Origin of the sequence: Variovorax sp. VRV01 (genome assembly GCF_014852545.1) — a bacterium.
Lineage (GTDB): Bacteria > Pseudomonadota > Gammaproteobacteria > Burkholderiales > Burkholderiaceae_C > Variovorax > Variovorax beijingensis_A.
Genome location: NZ_JACVBS010000033.1, coordinates 1 through 14804, shown reverse-complemented (window position 1 = coordinate 14804; position 14804 = coordinate 1). Strand labels below are relative to the sequence as shown.

General features: G+C 70.2%; 14 protein-coding genes. 5 read left to right on the top strand and 9 right to left on the bottom strand.

Going from position 1 to position 14804, the window contains the following annotated elements; all coding sequences use genetic code 11:
- Window positions 1–10 precede the first annotated feature (10 nt).
- On the bottom strand, window positions 11–1693 hold the full coding sequence (locus tag IB278_RS32360; RefSeq protein ID WP_225613315.1) for a ShlB/FhaC/HecB family hemolysin secretion/activation protein: 1683 nt from the start codon (window positions 1691–1693) through the stop codon (window positions 11–13).
- Between the two features lie 283 nt (window positions 1694–1976).
- A complete protein-coding gene (locus tag IB278_RS32355; RefSeq protein ID WP_145739762.1) occupies window positions 1977–2915 on the bottom strand; it encodes a MurR/RpiR family transcriptional regulator in 939 nt (312 codons plus the stop codon).
- 102 nt (window positions 2916–3017) lie between these two features.
- Here IB278_RS32355 and IB278_RS32350 point away from each other — a divergent pair, with 102 nt between their 5' ends.
- Both IB278_RS32350 and IB278_RS32345 read left to right on the top strand, forming a co-directional pair.
- On the top strand, window positions 3018–4187 hold the full coding sequence (locus IB278_RS32350; RefSeq protein WP_192328306.1) for a M20 family metallopeptidase: 1170 nt from the start codon (window positions 3018–3020) through the stop codon (window positions 4185–4187).
- 17 nt (window positions 4188–4204) lie between these two features.
- Window positions 4205–5203, top strand: a complete 999-nt coding sequence (locus IB278_RS32345) for a Bug family tripartite tricarboxylate transporter substrate binding protein (RefSeq protein WP_192328303.1) — start codon at window positions 4205–4207, stop codon at window positions 5201–5203.
- Between the two features lie 42 nt (window positions 5204–5245).
- Here IB278_RS32345 and IB278_RS32340 read toward each other — a convergent pair whose 3' ends face one another.
- The 3 genes from IB278_RS32340 to IB278_RS32330 all read right to left on the bottom strand — a co-directional run bounded on the left by IB278_RS32340 (window position 5246) and on the right by IB278_RS32330 (window position 8382).
- Window positions 5246–6247, bottom strand: coding sequence for an isopenicillin N synthase family dioxygenase (locus IB278_RS32340; protein WP_192328300.1), 1002 nt, complete (start codon window positions 6245–6247; stop codon window positions 5246–5248).
- Window positions 6244–7254, bottom strand: a complete 1011-nt coding sequence (locus IB278_RS32335) for an ABC transporter substrate-binding protein (protein ID WP_209500988.1) — start codon at window positions 7252–7254, stop codon at window positions 6244–6246. Before IB278_RS32335 ends, IB278_RS32340 begins: the two co-directional genes overlap by 4 nt.
- Before the next feature lie 240 nt (window positions 7255–7494).
- Window positions 7495–8382: a LysR family transcriptional regulator gene (locus IB278_RS32330; protein WP_192328296.1), complete on the bottom strand. Its 888-nt coding sequence runs from the start codon at window positions 8380–8382 to the stop codon at window positions 7495–7497.
- A 104-nt stretch (window positions 8383–8486) separates the two neighbouring features.
- Between IB278_RS32330 and IB278_RS32325 the strand changes: the two genes are divergently transcribed.
- A complete protein-coding gene (locus IB278_RS32325) occupies window positions 8487–9161 on the top strand; it encodes an FMN-dependent NADH-azoreductase (protein WP_192328293.1) in 675 nt (224 codons plus the stop codon).
- Window positions 9162–9173: 12 nt separating this feature from the next.
- The gene (locus IB278_RS32320; protein WP_192328290.1) at window positions 9174–9902 is read left to right on the top strand and encodes a glutathione S-transferase; all 729 of its coding nucleotides are present in this window, start codon (window positions 9174–9176) and stop codon (window positions 9900–9902) included.
- Window positions 9903–9932: 30 nt separating this feature from the next.
- On the opposite strand, the gene IB278_RS32315 is transcribed toward IB278_RS32320, so the two are convergent.
- The 3 genes from IB278_RS32315 to IB278_RS32305 are packed head-to-tail and all read right to left on the bottom strand — an operon-like array spanning window position 9933 to window position 13269.
- Window positions 9933–10715 (bottom strand): citryl-CoA lyase, encoded by a 783-nt coding sequence (locus IB278_RS32315; RefSeq protein WP_192328287.1) that lies wholly within the window; start codon window positions 10713–10715, stop codon window positions 9933–9935.
- A gap of 17 nt (window positions 10716–10732) precedes the next feature.
- Window positions 10733–12244, bottom strand: coding sequence for a class I adenylate-forming enzyme family protein (locus tag IB278_RS32310; RefSeq protein ID WP_192328284.1), 1512 nt, complete (start codon window positions 12242–12244; stop codon window positions 10733–10735).
- A 35-nt stretch (window positions 12245–12279) separates the two neighbouring features.
- Complete coding sequence (locus IB278_RS32305) at window positions 12280–13269, bottom strand: Bug family tripartite tricarboxylate transporter substrate binding protein (protein ID WP_192328281.1); 990 nt, start codon at window positions 13267–13269, stop codon at window positions 12280–12282.
- Between the two features lie 100 nt (window positions 13270–13369).
- On the opposite strand from IB278_RS32305, the gene IB278_RS32300 reads away from it, so the two are divergent.
- Window positions 13370–14209, top strand: coding sequence for an IclR family transcriptional regulator (locus tag IB278_RS32300; protein ID WP_192328278.1), 840 nt, complete (start codon window positions 13370–13372; stop codon window positions 14207–14209).
- Between the two features lie 15 nt (window positions 14210–14224).
- Here the strand turns inward: IB278_RS32300 and IB278_RS32295 are convergent.
- On the bottom strand, window positions 14225–14804 hold a 580-nt coding region (locus IB278_RS32295), incomplete at its 5' end, for an SAM-dependent methyltransferase (RefSeq protein ID WP_263864279.1).

The following is a 14804-nucleotide window of genomic DNA, read 5'->3' as shown; positions in this document are numbered from 1 at the left end:
CAGCGCAGGTTCAGAGCGAATAGGACAGGCGCACCCCGACGCGCGTCGATTCGCGCGTCATGGAGGCGGGCAGGTGGAGCGCACGTGAGGCGAAGACGTCCAGGCTGAGCCGGCGCCACAGCAGCGAGGCGCCGAGCGTGGCGCCCGACATCGAGCCCGAGGGCACGCCGTCCGCGCGGTTGCTCACGCGGCCGAAGTCGTAGCCGAGGTAGACGCGGCCCGACAGTGCTTCGCCGCCCGCCACGGTCTGCCAGGGCAGGGCGATCTCGTTGCGCCAGTAGTAGCCGCTGTCGCCGCTCAGCGTGTTGAGCAGCGAGCCGCGCACCGAGGCGATGCCGCCCACCAGGATCTGCTGCGAGCCGTAGAGCGTGTCGCGGCTGTGCTGCCCGCTGAACTGGCTCGACCACAGGAGCGGCTGGCCGCCGGCGTCGAAGCGGCGGCTGTAGCCCAGGTCGAGCGTGAACTTGCTGAACTGCGCATGCGGCAGCTTGTCGGAGAGCCCTGCCGGGTCTTCCAGCGCGCCCAGGATCGCCAGGCCCCGCACAAAGCCGAGGCGGGCGTTCAGCACGCCGCCGCCCAGCTGGGTGAAGGCTGCGGTGCCGAGGTCGAGCGTGCTCAGCTTGCGGCTGCTCACCGAGAGGAACTCGCCGCCCAGGAAGTTGCGGCTGTCCTGCACCGAGAGCCTGGCCGACATCGATATGCGGCTGGCCTGGTCGCGGTACACCACGTGGTCGACGCCGAGGCTCTGCGTGGCGGTGCGTCCCTCGGACGCCAGCTTCCTGCCGCTCGGGAGCACCAGCGTGTTGGTGTAGTCGCTTTCGCTCGCGTCCAGGCTGAAGCTGCTGTAGCCGAAGGGCACCGAGGCGCGCAGCGCCGTCATGCCGGCGTTGTGCTCGCGGTCGTGCGGCACCGATTGGCGGCGCGTGATCGCGATCAGCTCGTTCAGGCCCAGCAGGCCGTCCAGGCTCAGGGTGGCCGAGGCGCTCCTCTCGCCCGTGGCCGGCGTGCCTGTGTTGTCGTAGGTCGTGAACAGGTGCACCGGCAGGCGCGCCTTGTTGCGCACCACCACCACGCTGCGGCCGGGCTGGCTGCCGGGCTGGACATCGAGCGTGGCCTCGTTCGAGGACAGGCTGTTGATCTGGTCGATGCCCTGCTCCAGGTCGCGCAGGTTCAGCAGGTCGCCGGGGCGTGCCGGGAAGGCGCCGGCAATCGACACCGCGCTGGCGCTGCGGCCCGTCTGCTGCAGCTCGAAGCGCTCGATGCTGCCTTCCACCGCCGCGATGTCGAGCACGCCGCTGCGCAGGTCCTGTGCAGGCAGGTAGGCGCGCGTCGTGATGAAGCCGCGGTCGATGTAGCTCTTGGTGAGCGCCGCCAGAACGGCCTCGAGCTCGGCCGTGCCGAGGCAGCGGCCCGCATGGTCGCGCGTGATGGCGGTGCGAACGTCCTCGGGCAGGCGGCTCGCGCCGCCGATGCGGATCTCGCGGATCTCTCGGCACGGGGCGCCGAGGTCCGGCACCGACACCTTCGGCTCGATCGTCCTCAGGTCGGAGCCGCCCGGCGGCGGGCGCTGCGGCAGGGCGCGCTCCTGTTCCTGGCGCAGCAACTCCTGCTGCTGGCGCTCGATGAGCTGGTTCTGGCGGTCCAGGGCGCCCGGGGTGATTTGCGCCTGCGCCTGCGCCGCGGCCGCCAGCAAGACAAATGTCAGAAGATGTATTTTCTGTGTCTGCCGCGAGGGGCGGCGCCGGCGCTGGGCGAGAGGCATGGTTCGGGTCCGATTCGAGGCCGGCACCGAGTGCGGGATGCAGGCCCTGCGAGGGGCCTCGGGGCAGCTTCGTTAGGACGCGGACTGTTACATGTGGCCGCAATTCTGGGAATCACGGAAACCGGTGATTGGTGCGCGATGCCTGCGCGCAAAGGCAATGGATCGTCCCGGTCGAGCACTGCTGCGCTCGAAGCGACACCCATGGCGAGCCCGCCTACCCCTTGCCCGCCTTGCGCCGCGCGGACACTGAACGCACAGGCGCCTCATCCACGATGAGCTGCGAGGCCTCCACGTCCTTCCACAGCTGGTCGCGCCGCGCCAGCACCTGCGGCACGGCCTCGTGCCGCAGCTGCGCCACCGCCGACACCAGCGCATTGCAGACGAAGAACGCCGCCGTGTAGGAATCGAACGGCGATGCGTTCGATGTGCGCACCTGCACCCGGTGATGCGCCAGTGCGGCCAGCGGCGCGGCGGGGCTGTCGGTGATGGCCAGCACCTGCGCGCCGGCTTCGCGAAAGCGCTGCGCCACCTTCACCGGCCCGCTGGCGTAGCGGCGGATGCTGAAGGCCAGCAGGGCGTCTTCGGGCTGGATCCACAGCAGCTGGTCGGTGGCGGCCACCGCGCCCGCGCCCAGCTCATGCACGCCGGGGCGGCACATGTTGAGGTGCAGGGCCAGCCAAGCGGCCACGGGCGCGCTGTTGATCTGCGCCAGCACGAAGAGGCGCCCCTTGCCCTTGGCAATGCGCGTGGCCATGGCCTCGAATGCCGCCATGTCCAGGCCGTCGCGCGTGGCGTTGATGTTGTGCTGGTCGTGCAGCAGGGCGTCGTCCACGCACTGCTGCAGGCTGCGCTGGGTGCCGATGGTCACGGGGGCGCGCTGGCCGGCGGTCTGCAGCAGCGCGGTGACTTCCGCGCGCGCTTCGCGCTGCGCCTCGGCATAGCTCGCATAGCCCAGCTTGGCGAACAGCCGCACCACGGTGGATGCGCTGGTGCCGTTGTGCGCGGCCAGGGCGGTGGCGGATTCGAGCAGCGCGTGCGGATAGTCGCGCCCCAGGGCCTCGGCCAGGGCGCGTTCGCTGGCCGTGAGCTCGCCGCCCTGGCGGGCCAGGCGCTCGGTGAGCAGGCCGGCCGATCCTTGCAATGATGATTTCATTGATGTCTCATTTATGAAAAAAGCATTGCAAACACAAGCAACGCGTGCAACACTGCGGCCCAAATTTCACCCCGGTGCCGCGGGGTTCATCGAAGGACGAAGATGCAGGATACCCTTGAAGAGAGCCGCTCGCAGGTGCGGGCCCGCATCCTGGACTGGCTGGCCGGCCAGGGGCAGGCCATGCAAGACCTGTTGCAGAAAGTGGTCGACATCGACAGCGGCAGCCGCAACGAAGCGGGCGTGACGGCCGTGGCCACGGCCCTGCGCGAGCGGCTGGAGGCTGCCGGCGTGGCCGTGCAGTTCGAGCCGGTGCCCGGCTATGGCGTGCTGCTGCATGCCCAGGTGCCCGGGCCCGCCGAGGGCGCGCCCATCCTGCTCATGGGGCACATGGACACCGTGTACCCGGCGGGCACCGCGGCGCGCCGGCCCTTCCGCGTGGAAGACGGGCGCGCCTACGGCCCCGGCGTGGCCGACATGAAGTCGGGCCTGGTGATGAACGTGTTCGTGGCCGAGGCCTTCGCACGCTGCGGCGGGCTCCAGGCGCCGCTGCAGCTGTTCTTCTCGTGCGACGAGGAAATCGGCTCGGCCGCCACGCGCGACCGCATCATGGCCAGGGCGCGCGGCGCGCGGGCGGTGCTCAATGCCGAACCGGGCCGCGTCAGCGGCAATCTCGTGACCAGCCGCAAGGGCTCGATGGTGGTGGAGTTCGAGGTCGAGGGCGTCGCCGCCCATGCGGGCATCAACCACGCGGCGGGCGCCAGTGCCATCGAGGCGCTGGCCCGCAAGATCCTCGCGCTGCATGCGCTGACCGACCCGGCCACGGGCGTCACGGCCAACGTGGGCGTGGTGCACGGCGGCATCGTGCCCAACATGGTGGCGCCGCATGCCAAGGCCGAGCTGGACATGCGCTTCACGTCGGAAACCGATCCGGACGAACTGCTCGCGAAGGTGCGCGCGATCGTCGAGGAAGAGTCGGTGTCGCGCACCAAGGGGCGCATCACGGAAACGCGCCGCACCATGCCCATGAAGCCCACGCCCGACGAGCTGCTGGCGCTCTACCAGCGCGGCGCCAGGGCGCTGGGCTTCGAGGTGCAGGGCGAGTTCACGGGCGGCGCGGCCGACAGCGGCCTGACCGCCTCGGTGGGCGCGCCCACGCTGTGCGGCACCGGCCCCGTAGGCGGGCATGCGCACACCGAGCGCGAGTACTGCGAGCTCGCCACCTTCGTGCCGCGCGCCCAGGCCGTGGCGCTGGCCATCCTGGACCACCCCTGATTTTCGAGAACCGACTCATGCATTCCACACAACCCACCCGCCGCCACATCCTCAACGCCGGCCTGGGCCTTGGCCTTGCGGGCCTCGCCCCGCTGGCGGCGCGCGCCGACGACAAGTACCCCTCGCGCCCCATCACGCTCGTGGTGCCGTTTCCTCCAGGCGGGTCGGTGGACATCATGGCGCGCCAGTATTCGGAGCCGCTGTCGAGCGCGCTGGGCGTGCCCATCGTGGTGGAGAACCGCGCCGGCGCGGGCGGCTCGGTGGCGTCGCAGATGGTGGCGCGCGCCAAGCCCGACGGCTACACGCTGGTGGTGTCGTCGCAGAGCAGCCACCTGGCCAACCCGCTCACGCAGCCCAAGGTGGGCTACGACCCGATCAAGGATTTCGAGAACATCGCCATCCTGGGCCGCCAGCCCAATGCGCTGGTGGTGCATTCGAGCCTGCCCATCAAGAGCTTCAAGGAGTTCATCGACTACGCGAAGAAGAACCCCGGCAAGCTCAACTACGGCAGCGGCGGCGTGGGCAGCATGGGCCAGCTCAACGTGGAGATGCTCAAGGCCGCCACGGGCGTGTTCACCACCCACATCCCCTACCGCGGCGGCTCGCCGCTGATCACGGCGGTGCTGTCCAACGAGGTGCAGTTCATCCTCGACAACCTGGTCATCATGCTGCCCCACGTGCAGGCCGGCAAGGTGCGCGCGCTGGCGGTGGCGGCCGACCAGCGCCTGCCGCAGCTGCCCGACGTGCCCACCATGGCCGAAGTGGGCTACCCGCAGCTCAACCTCACCTCGTGGACCGGGCTGGCCGCACCGGGCGGCACGCCGGACGCCATCGTGCAGACGCTGTACAAGGCCGTGCGCCAGGTGGCCGCGTCGCCGGCCATGCAGGCCAGCCTGAAGGACCGCGGCGTGATCGCGCCCGAGGAAATGACGCCCGCCGCCTTCGAGAAGATGATGTCCGAGCGCCTCGTGAAGTTTGGCGAGGTGGTGCGCAAGGCGGGGATCACGGCCGAGTAGCGAGCCGCCGCTGTTGATGCCGCTGCGGGTTCGCGGCGGCAGTCAGCGCGATGATGCCGGGGCCGTCAATTCCATCGACGAGCGCAGTTTGCCCTGGATGTACTCACCCGCAATCACCGGCTCGAAGCGGGCCGGATGGGCCGCATCGCAACAGGAGGGCAGGCATTCGACGCTCGTGCTTTCCTCCGGGCCGGTGAATGCCACCATCGACAGCCGTTGCGTGGAGCCGGTCAGGTCGCGCGGCGGGTTGCTGACGCGGTGCAGCGTCGACCGCCACCGGCTGTTGGTCCAGCGCTGCATGAGGTCGCCGACATTGATCACGAAGCTGTCCGCAATCACCGGCACGTCGTGCCAGCGGCCCTGAAGATCGCAGACCTCCAGCCCGCCCGGCGCGTTGTCCTGGCGCAGGATGGTGAGGCCGCCGTAGTCGTGGTGCGCGCCGTAACGCAGCTGGCCCGGCCGCGGCTCGATCGGCTGGTCCGGATAGTTGACGAAGCGAAGCGTGAGCGCGGGTTCGCTAAAGCAGGCATCGAACCAGTCTTCGGGCAGGTCGAGCGCCAGCGCCGACATGCGCATGAGCCGGCCGCACAGGCCATGGATGGCGTCGAACCAGGCGTTGATGTTCTGCTCGAACCCAGGCGGCTCGCTGGGCCAGAGGTTGCGCTGGCCCCGGCCATCGCGTTCGCGCTGCAGCGAGGCGAAGACGAGTGCCTCGCAAAGGTCCGGCGGCGTCTCGCCATCCAGGGTTGCCGCCACGCTTTCGATGCCCATCGGCAGGTAGCCGCGGCCCTTGACCTTCTCGGGCGGCATCAGTTGCGACTTGTGGTCGAGCGGCAAGGCGAAGAAGGCCTTGGCCTGCGCGTAGACCTGGTCCGCCAGGCGCGCGGAGACGCCATGGTTGACGATGGCCGCGAAGCCGGTCTCCTCGAAGGCCCTGCCAAACTGCCGGGCGGTGTCGCGCCGCGCGGCGGCATCCCCGCGCATGAACGGCGCCATGTCGATCAGCGGCACCGACGCGGTGCCGTGGCTGGCTTGCTGCGTCATTGCCAGGCCGCCTTGGCGTTGCTGAACCGAAGCGTGTAGGCGGCCTTGTAGTCCAGCGTCGCAGGGTAGATGCCGGCCGCCGACATGGTGTCGAAGAAGCGCTTCCAGCGTGCATCCGACATGGCGCCGGCACCGGACTGCAGCGCATCGCCATGCTTCACCATGGCCAGCTCCTTCATCTGCTTCATCTTGAAGTGGAAGAGCGCGATGTCGTGCTTCGGGTCCGCGGCGACCACGGCGTTCAGGGCGGGTGCGTAGTCGCCATCGATGCATTGCTGCCACCCGGCCCGGGTTGCCTCGACGAATGCGGCAACCGCCTTCTCGTTCGCGGCAATGTAGCGGTCCATCGCGAAGATCGTCGATGCGTAGTTCTCGTAGCCGTAGTCGGCCAGCAAAATCGAGACCGGCGGCTTCGGCAGCGCCTTGCCGAGCAGTTGGGCGTCTTCCGTGATGTAGCCCTGCTGGACCGCCTTGGCATCCGCCAGGAACGGCGCCGGGGAATACGCGTAGGGGCGCAGCTGGCTGTCGCTGAAGCCGTGCTTCTGCTTCAGGAAAGCCCAGAACTCCGCCTGCGAGAACTTGGCGACCATGATCGGCCGGCCCTTCAGGTCGGCCAGCGTCTTCACGCCCTGGTCGGCGTGCGCGACCAGCGTCTGCGGGTCCTTCTGCAGGAAGGCGGCGATGGTGCGCGCGGGAATGCCGCGCGCCGCCATGTTGAGCGTGGTGAAGCTCGAACCCATGCCAAGGTCCAGCTCGCCCGCGGCCACCAGCAGCGGCACGTTCCGGTCGGGGCTGCCGCCGATCAGTTCCACTTCCAGCCCGGCCTTCTTGTACAGCCCGGCGGCTTGCGCCTGGAACCAGCCGCAATGCTCGGCCTGCGGATACCAGTTCAAGCCGAACCGGAGCTTGTCGGCGCCGTGCGCGGGCGCAGCGATGGCCGCGATCAGCGACAAGGGGAGGCTCCAGCGCCGCAGCAGTGTGGCGCGGCCAGTGGTGAAGAGTTTCATGCGTTCGTCCCTGTGGATGCGTTGCCTTGGAAATATCCAGGGGTGCATCGCCACCATGCGAAGTTCGTCCGCTGAAGGCACCGGTGATGCCGGCGGAGCGGATGAAACGCACGAAGCAAAGCGAGGCTTGCCTGGATGTCATCCGGAGCAATGTCCCGCAGATGGTGCATCTGCTGACCGCTTCTACTCCGCGTTGGCGTGGCGAGCAGAATCTGTGCCAGCGAGTGGCCTGCAGATGGGTCAGGACCGGGGCGGCAAGGCATGCGCCCCGCGCCAGCGGAAGCAGGCCTCGCGCACCTCGTCGACCAGCGCCGCCAGCGGCTCCGGCGCCGCGCTGCCTTCGGCCTGCTGGATCACGAAGCGGGCAGGCGGCAGCGGCGGCAGGAAGCTGCCCGGCGGAATGGAACGCAGCAGGGGCGGCATGCCCGACGGCGTCAGCACGGTGATGGCCAGGCCGGCGGCCGCGGCGGCCATCAACGGGCCGGAGCCGTGCGCGGTCAGCACGATCTGCCAGTGGGTTGTTCCGTGTCCGGCCAGCGAGGCGAGCGCGGCTTCGCGGAACGGGCAGGGCTCCGAGAGAAAAGCCAGCGGGGCGGGCGCATCAGGGTCGAGCAGCGCCCTTTCCGAAAAGGCCCACACCAGCGGCTCCATCCAGAGCGTTTCGGTGTCGCTGCCGGCGTCGCAGACCGTGCCGACCATCAGGTCCAGCGAGCGCTGCCGCACCTGCTTGGCCAGCGCCGTGCTGATGCCGCAGGTGACTTCGACATGCACGTCGGGCCTGCGCTGGCGAAAGCCCGCGAGCGCGGCAAACAGCCATTCGCTGGGAAAGCCCTCCGAGCACCCGAGGCACAGCGTGGTCGGCGCACGCCGGGGCGCCGCAAGCCTGGAGACCGCCTGCTGCTGCAGGTTGAGGATGCTCCTGGCATAGCTCAGGAGCACGCTGCCCTGGGCCGTGAGTTCCAGCGACCGCGTGGTGCGGTCGAAGACGCGGCAGCCCAGCTGTTCCTCGAGCCGCCGGATCTGCGCGCTCACGGCCGATTGCGTCAGGTGCATGGCTTCGGCCGCGCGGGTCACGCTGCCATGGTCGGCCACCGAGACGAAGGCGCGCAGCTGCTGGGAGTCGAGCATGGGTTTCAGTGAGATTGGTTCTGAATGGCTGCAAATTATGTTGCTTGTGTGCAGGGTCTGCGCTGCCTAGCCTTGGCATTCCGAACCACTCACCCCCGCACGCCATGAAAGAACTGCTCTACATCGAGACTTCGCCCCGCACCACGCGCTCCGCCAGCATCGAGGTGGCCGGCGCCTTCATCGACGAAGTGAGGCGCATCCACCCGGCCTGCCATGTCACCACGCTGAACCCCTGGACCATGCAGCTACCCGAGCTGTCGCAGGACATGCTCGATGCCAAGTACGCCGGCATCAACGGCGTGCCGCTGAGCGCCGCTCAGCAGACGGCCTGGGACGAGGTGCGGCGCATTGCCGCGCCTTTTCACGCGGCGGACCACATCGTGCTGGCGATGCCGCTGTGGAACTTTGGTATTCCCTACAAGCTGAAGCACCTGATCGACGTGGTGTCGCACAAGGACGTGCTGTTCCGCTTCGACGCCTCGGGGCTGTCCGGCATGCTGCAGACCCGGCGAGCGACAGTGGTGTGCGCAAGGGGGCTGGACTACCCGCTGGGAAAGGACGGCTCCGCGCACGCGCTCGACTTCCAGCTGCCCTACATCGAGACCTGGCTGCGCTTCATCGGCGTGCAGGAGGTGCGCTCGGTGGTGGTCGAGAAGACGCTGATGGGCCCGGAGGTGGATGCCGGCGCAAGGGCCGGCGCGAAGCGCCGCGCGGTGGAGCTCGCCGAGGGGCTCCGAGGGCCTAAGAGCGGGGCGGTTGCAGGGGCATGCGGAGCCTGACACCATGGCCGCATGACATACCAACTTCACTACTGGCCCACCATCCAGGGCCGCGGGGAATTCGTGCGGCTCGCGCTCGAGGCGGCCGGTGCGGACTATGTCGACGTGGCGCGGCTGCCCGAATCGAAAGGCGGCGGCGAGTCCGCACTGGGCGACCGGCTCGACGACCCGGACATCGTCCGCCCGTCCTTCGCGCCGCCGTTCCTGATCGATGGCGACATCGTCGTGGGGCAGACCGCGGCCGTCCTGCTGTACCTCGGGCCGCGGCTCGGCCTCGCGGGCGTCGGCGAATCCGACGGCCTCTGGACGCACCAGCTGCAGCTCACCATTGCCGACGTGGTGGCGGAGGCGCACGACACGCACCATCCGATTTCCACCGGCGCCTACTACGAGGACCAGCGCGACGCGGCCGTGCAGCGCGCCCGGGCTTTCCGCGAAGAGCGGATTCCCAAGTTCCTGAACTGGTTCGAGCGCGTGCTGCAGCGCAACCCCGCGGGGTCTTCGCACCTCGTGGGCGACGTGCTGACCTACGCCGACCTGTCGCTGTTCCAGCTGGTCGAAGGCCTGCGCTATGCGTTCCCGAAAGCCGCGGCCCGCGCGCTGGCTGCCACGCCGGCGGTCGAGAAGCTGCACGACAACGTCAAGCGCCGCCAGCGCGTGCACGACTACCTGCAAAGCCCGCGCCGCATCGCGTTCAACGAGGACGGGATCTTCAGGCGCTATGCGGAGCTGGATGCCTGAGGCCCGCGCATCGGCGGGCCGGCCAAGGGCTCATGCAGGCTTGACGCTCGCGCCGGCGAACGGAATCGCATGCTCGACGGTGTCCCAGATGAAGCGGCCCGAGGGGCTTTGCTGCTCCTCGACGATGTGCGCCACCAGCCCGGCGGCGCGCGAGATCACGGCGAAGCCGCGCATCACCCCGGTGGGCACGCCGATCTCGCCGAGCAGCGCGGCCACCGCGCCGGTCGCGTTGATGGTGATGGGGCGTCCGGCCACGGCATCCACCGCGGCGGAGAGGCGCTCCAGCGCCCGCAGCTTGTCGCCGGCCAACTCGGGCTCGGCGCGCGCCATGTCGAGCAGCTTGTAGGCGCGCGGGTCCACCGGCTTGTGCAGGTGGTGGCCGAAGCCGGGCACCGGGCTCTTCAGGCCCTTGTAGTGGCGCGCGATCTCCATCGCCTCTGCATCCGGGTCGGCGGCGGCGCCGATGCGGTCGAGCAGGCCGGAGCAGTTCTCCATGGTGCCCACGAACGAACTGCCCACGGCCAGCAGCCCGGCCGAGACGGCGCCCTGCAGGTTCTCGGGCGCGCTCATGTAGATCAGGCGCGTGGCAATGGCGCTGGGCGTGAGGCCGTGCTCCATCAGCACCACCAGCACCGCATCGGTGATGCGCAGGTCCACGTCGCGCGGCGTGCGGTTCAGGATCTGCATCAGCATCACCTCGGTGAAGGTTTTCTTGCCGAGCAGGTCTTCGACCAGGTCGGCATCGCGGTAGTGCAGGCTGGTGAGCGTGTGGGTGCACAGGCGGGTGACGGGCGTTTTGGAGGTGGAAGTCATCGCGTGGTCTCTTTCATTCAGGAAGCGGCGGCGGCCATGGCGAGTTCGCGCACGGCGCTCTTGAGCACCTTGCCCACGGGCGAGCGCGGCAGGGCGTCGTGGAAATGGATGTGCTTGGGCGTCTGTACCGGGCCGAGGCGCTCGCGCACGAAGGCGATCAGCTCGGCCTCGGTGGCGTCGCGGCCGGGGCGCAGCTGCACGGCGGCCTGCACCGCCTCGCCCCACTTGTCGTCGGGAATGCCGAACACGGCGCACTCGTGCACCGCAGGGTGCTGGCCGAGTGCGTTCTCCACGTCCACCGGGTACACGTTGAAGCCGCCCGTGATGACCATGTCCTTCAGGCGGTCCTTCAGGTAGAGGTAGCCGCGCTCGTCGATCAGGCCCCGGTCGCCGGTGTGCAGCCAGCCGTCCACCAGCGTCTCGGCGGTCTTCTCGGGCAGGCGCCAGTAGCCGGTCATCAGCAGGTCGCCGCGCGCCACCACTTCGCCGACCTCGCCAGCGGGCAGCAGCCGTTCGTCCGGCGCCATGATGGCCACGTCGCTGAACCAGGCGGTGCGGCCCACGGCGGCCCAGTTGCGCTCGTCCTCGAAGTCCTCGGCGCGCATCACCGTGAGGATCTGGGGCGCCTCGGTCTGGCCATAGGTGGTGCCCAGCACCGGGCCGAAGAATTCGCGCACCTCGCGGATCTTTTCGGAGGGCATCGGCGCACCGCCGTAGATCAGCCGGCGCAGGTGCGGGAAGTCGGCGCGCGACGCGCCCGGCAGCGCCATCAGCATGTAGACCAGCGTGGGCGGCATGAAGCATGCCGTGCCGCCGCGCTCGCGGAAGGCCGTGCGCACGGCCTCGGCGCCGGCCGCGGGCAGCACCACGTGGCAGCCGCCCTGCGCGAGGATGGGCAGCACGTAGGTCGAGGTGCCGTGCGTGATCGGCGCCGCCACGACGTAGCGCTCGTGCGCGTCGAAGCCCCAGGCGTGGATCTGGTTGGCGATGTTGGCGAGCCATGCGCGGTACGGCTGCATCACGCCCTTGGGCGCGCCGGTGGTGCCGCCGGTGAACTTGATCGCCTGCGTGGCGTCCAGCGGCAGCGCGAATGATGGGCGCGGCGCGCCCGCATGCCGGGCCACCAGCGCCGCGATGGTGGCTTCATGCTGCGGCGCCGTGCCGGTGTGGATGCGCGTGCCGGGCGCGCCGTCGAGCAGCCCGGCGCAGGCACCGTCGAGCACGAGGATCGACGGCTCGGTGGCATCGACGATGCGGCGGATCTCGGGCCGCGTGCTCTGCGGATTCAGCGGCACCCAGACCTTGCCGCAGGCCAGCACCGCGAGCAGCGCGGCGATGTGCTCCGCGCTGTTCTTCGCGCAGATGGCCACGCGGCTTTGCGGCGCGGGGTCGAGCGCGACCAGCGCGGCCGCCAGCGCCGCCACCTGGGCGGCCAGCGCCTCGTAGCGGAGGGTGCCCTCGGGGGCGTCGATGGCGATGTTGTCGGGCCAGCGCGCCGCGGCGCGCCAGAAGAAGTCGATCGGAAACATGGGTCGGTGTGCTCCTGTGGGCTTTCTTGTCGTCGTCATTCGGCCTTGGCGCCGGACTCCTTCACCACTTCGCGCCAGCGCTTGATCTCGGCCGCGGCAAAGCTGCGCATCTGCTCGGGCGTGCCGGGTTCGGGGGTGGCGGCCAGGTCCTGCAGGCGCTGCCGCACCTCGGGCGCGGCCAGCACCTTGCCGAGCGCGGCGTTCAGCCGTTCGATGACGGGGCGCGGCGTGCCGGCGGGGGCCGCCAGGCCGAACCAAGACTGCACGTCGAAGCCCGGATAGCCCGACTCGGCCAGCGTGGGCACGTCGGGCAGCAGCGGCGAGCGCCGGGCGCTGGTGATCGCGATGGCGCGCAGGCGCCCGCCCTGCACATGCGGAAGGGCCGAGGGCGTGTTGTCGAACATCGACTGCACCTGGCCGCCGAGCAGGTCGGTGACCGCGGGCGCGCTGCCGCGGTAGGGCACGTGCAGCATGTTGAGCTTCGCCTGCATCTTGAACATCTCGCCCGACAGGTGGATGGACGAGCCGCTGCCGGACGAGGCAAAGGTGATGCCCTCCTTCGACTCCTTGGCGAAGCGCACGTAGTCGGACACGCTCTTCACGGGCAGCGACGGATTCACCACGAGGATGTTGGGAATCTTGGCGATCAGGCCGATGGGCTCGAAGTCCTTGACCGGGTCGTAGCCCAGCTTGCCGTAGAGCGAGGCGTTGATGGTGTTCGCGATGGTGTAGACGTAGAGCGTGTAGCCGTCGGCCGGCGCGCGGGCCACATACTCGGCGCCCACGTTGCTGTTGGCGCCCGTGCGGTTGTCCACCAGCATGGGCTGGCCGAGCTGCTCGCCCAGCTTGATGGCGACGAGGCGCGCGATCACGTCGGTGGCGCCGCCGGCGGCATAGCCGACCACCAGCTTCACGGGCTTGGACGGCCAGGCGGCGGGCTGCGCCTGCAGGGGCAGCGCGGCGCAGCAGGCGAGGGCGGCGGCGAGCGCCAGCCCATGCCGGCGAGGTGCGGAATACGAGGTCACTTCTTGTCTCCAGTTGGGTATGCAATGCCTGTCGCGGGCCGCGTCCTGCCGTGCTGCGGCACACTGCGCAATGGCTCCGTCGACCGAGAAATTCTTTCGTATGCCCTCCCGAACCGCGAACAAGAACGTCCGCCAGCCGGACGTTTCAACCCGTGCCGCGGCCGTCCAAGCACCCGCTGCCGAGCCCGGCGACGACGCCGGCAGCCGCACGCTGCGGCGCGGCCTGCAGTTGCTGGACGCGGTGCTGGCGAGCGGCCGCGAAGGCCTGCGCGTGGTGGACCTGTGCCGCGCGGCGGGACTGGAGCGCGCCACGGTCCACCGCCTGCTGGCCACGCTGGTGGAGAGCGGCTACGCCGCGCAGCGCGGGCGCTTTCGCTACGTGGCGGGGCCGCGGCTCGCGGCCATGGCGCAGCCCGCCGGCATGCCCAACATGGCGGTGCGCCTGCGTCCGGTGCTCGAACGCGTGAGCGCGGCCTGCGGCGATGCGGCTTTCGCCATCGTGCGCGAAGGCCCGGCATCGCACTGCATCGCGCGCCATGTGGGCACGCATCCGGTACAGATCCTGGTGATCCAGGTGGGCACGCGCCAGCCGCTCGGCGTGGGCGCGGCGGGCCTGGCGCTGCTGTCGGCGTTGCCGGACGACGAGATGGCATCCGCCATTGCCGCCAATGCCCCCGTCCTCGGACGCTACGGCGGCATGACGGCCGAGCGCATGGCGCTGCTGGTGCGCGCGACGCGCGAGCGCGGCTGGTCGGTCATCGGCAACCATGCGACCGATGGGGTGCTGGCCGTGGGGATGGCGGTGCGCAGCAGCGAAGGCGAGCCGGTGGCCGCGATCAGCGTGGCGTCGACGCTGGACCGCATGCCGCGCGAGCGCCAGCAGTTGATCGCGCGCTGGATGCGCGAGGCGCTGGCCGCGCTGCTGCCGGGCGGGCTGTAGGTCTGCAGGGTGCGGCTACGCGCCGCTCTCGTCTTCGTCGTTATTGCGAATGCGCAGCGCCGCGTCATACAGCGCATTGCGCGGTGCGCCGCTGATCTCGGCCGCAAGCCGCACCGCGGTCTTCACGGGCAGCTCGGCCAGCAGCAGGCGCAGCACGCGTTCGCCTTCGGCGCTGCCGTCGTCGGCGGCCGCGGCCAGCGGGTGCAGCACCAGCGCGAATTCGCCGCGCGTGCGGTCGCGGCCGGCTGCGAACCAGCCCGGCAGCCCGGCGGCGGCGACGGTCGCGATCTCCTCGAACTGCTTGGTGAGCTCGCGGCCGACGGTGATGCGGCGCTCGCCCAGCGTCGCGAGCGCGCGCGCCACGGCCTCGATGCGGTGCGGCGCTTCCAGCAGCACCACCGCGCGCCGTTCCTGCGCGAGCGCCTGCACGGCCGCGTCGCGCTCGCCGGCCTTGGTCGGCAGGAAGCCCGCGAACACGAAGGCGCTGCTCTCGTCGCCCGCCGCCACGAGCCCGGCGGCGCCGACCAGCGTGGTGACGCTGCTCGCCCCCGGCAGCGGCAGCACGCGCAGGCCGGCAGCGCGCACGGCCGCGACC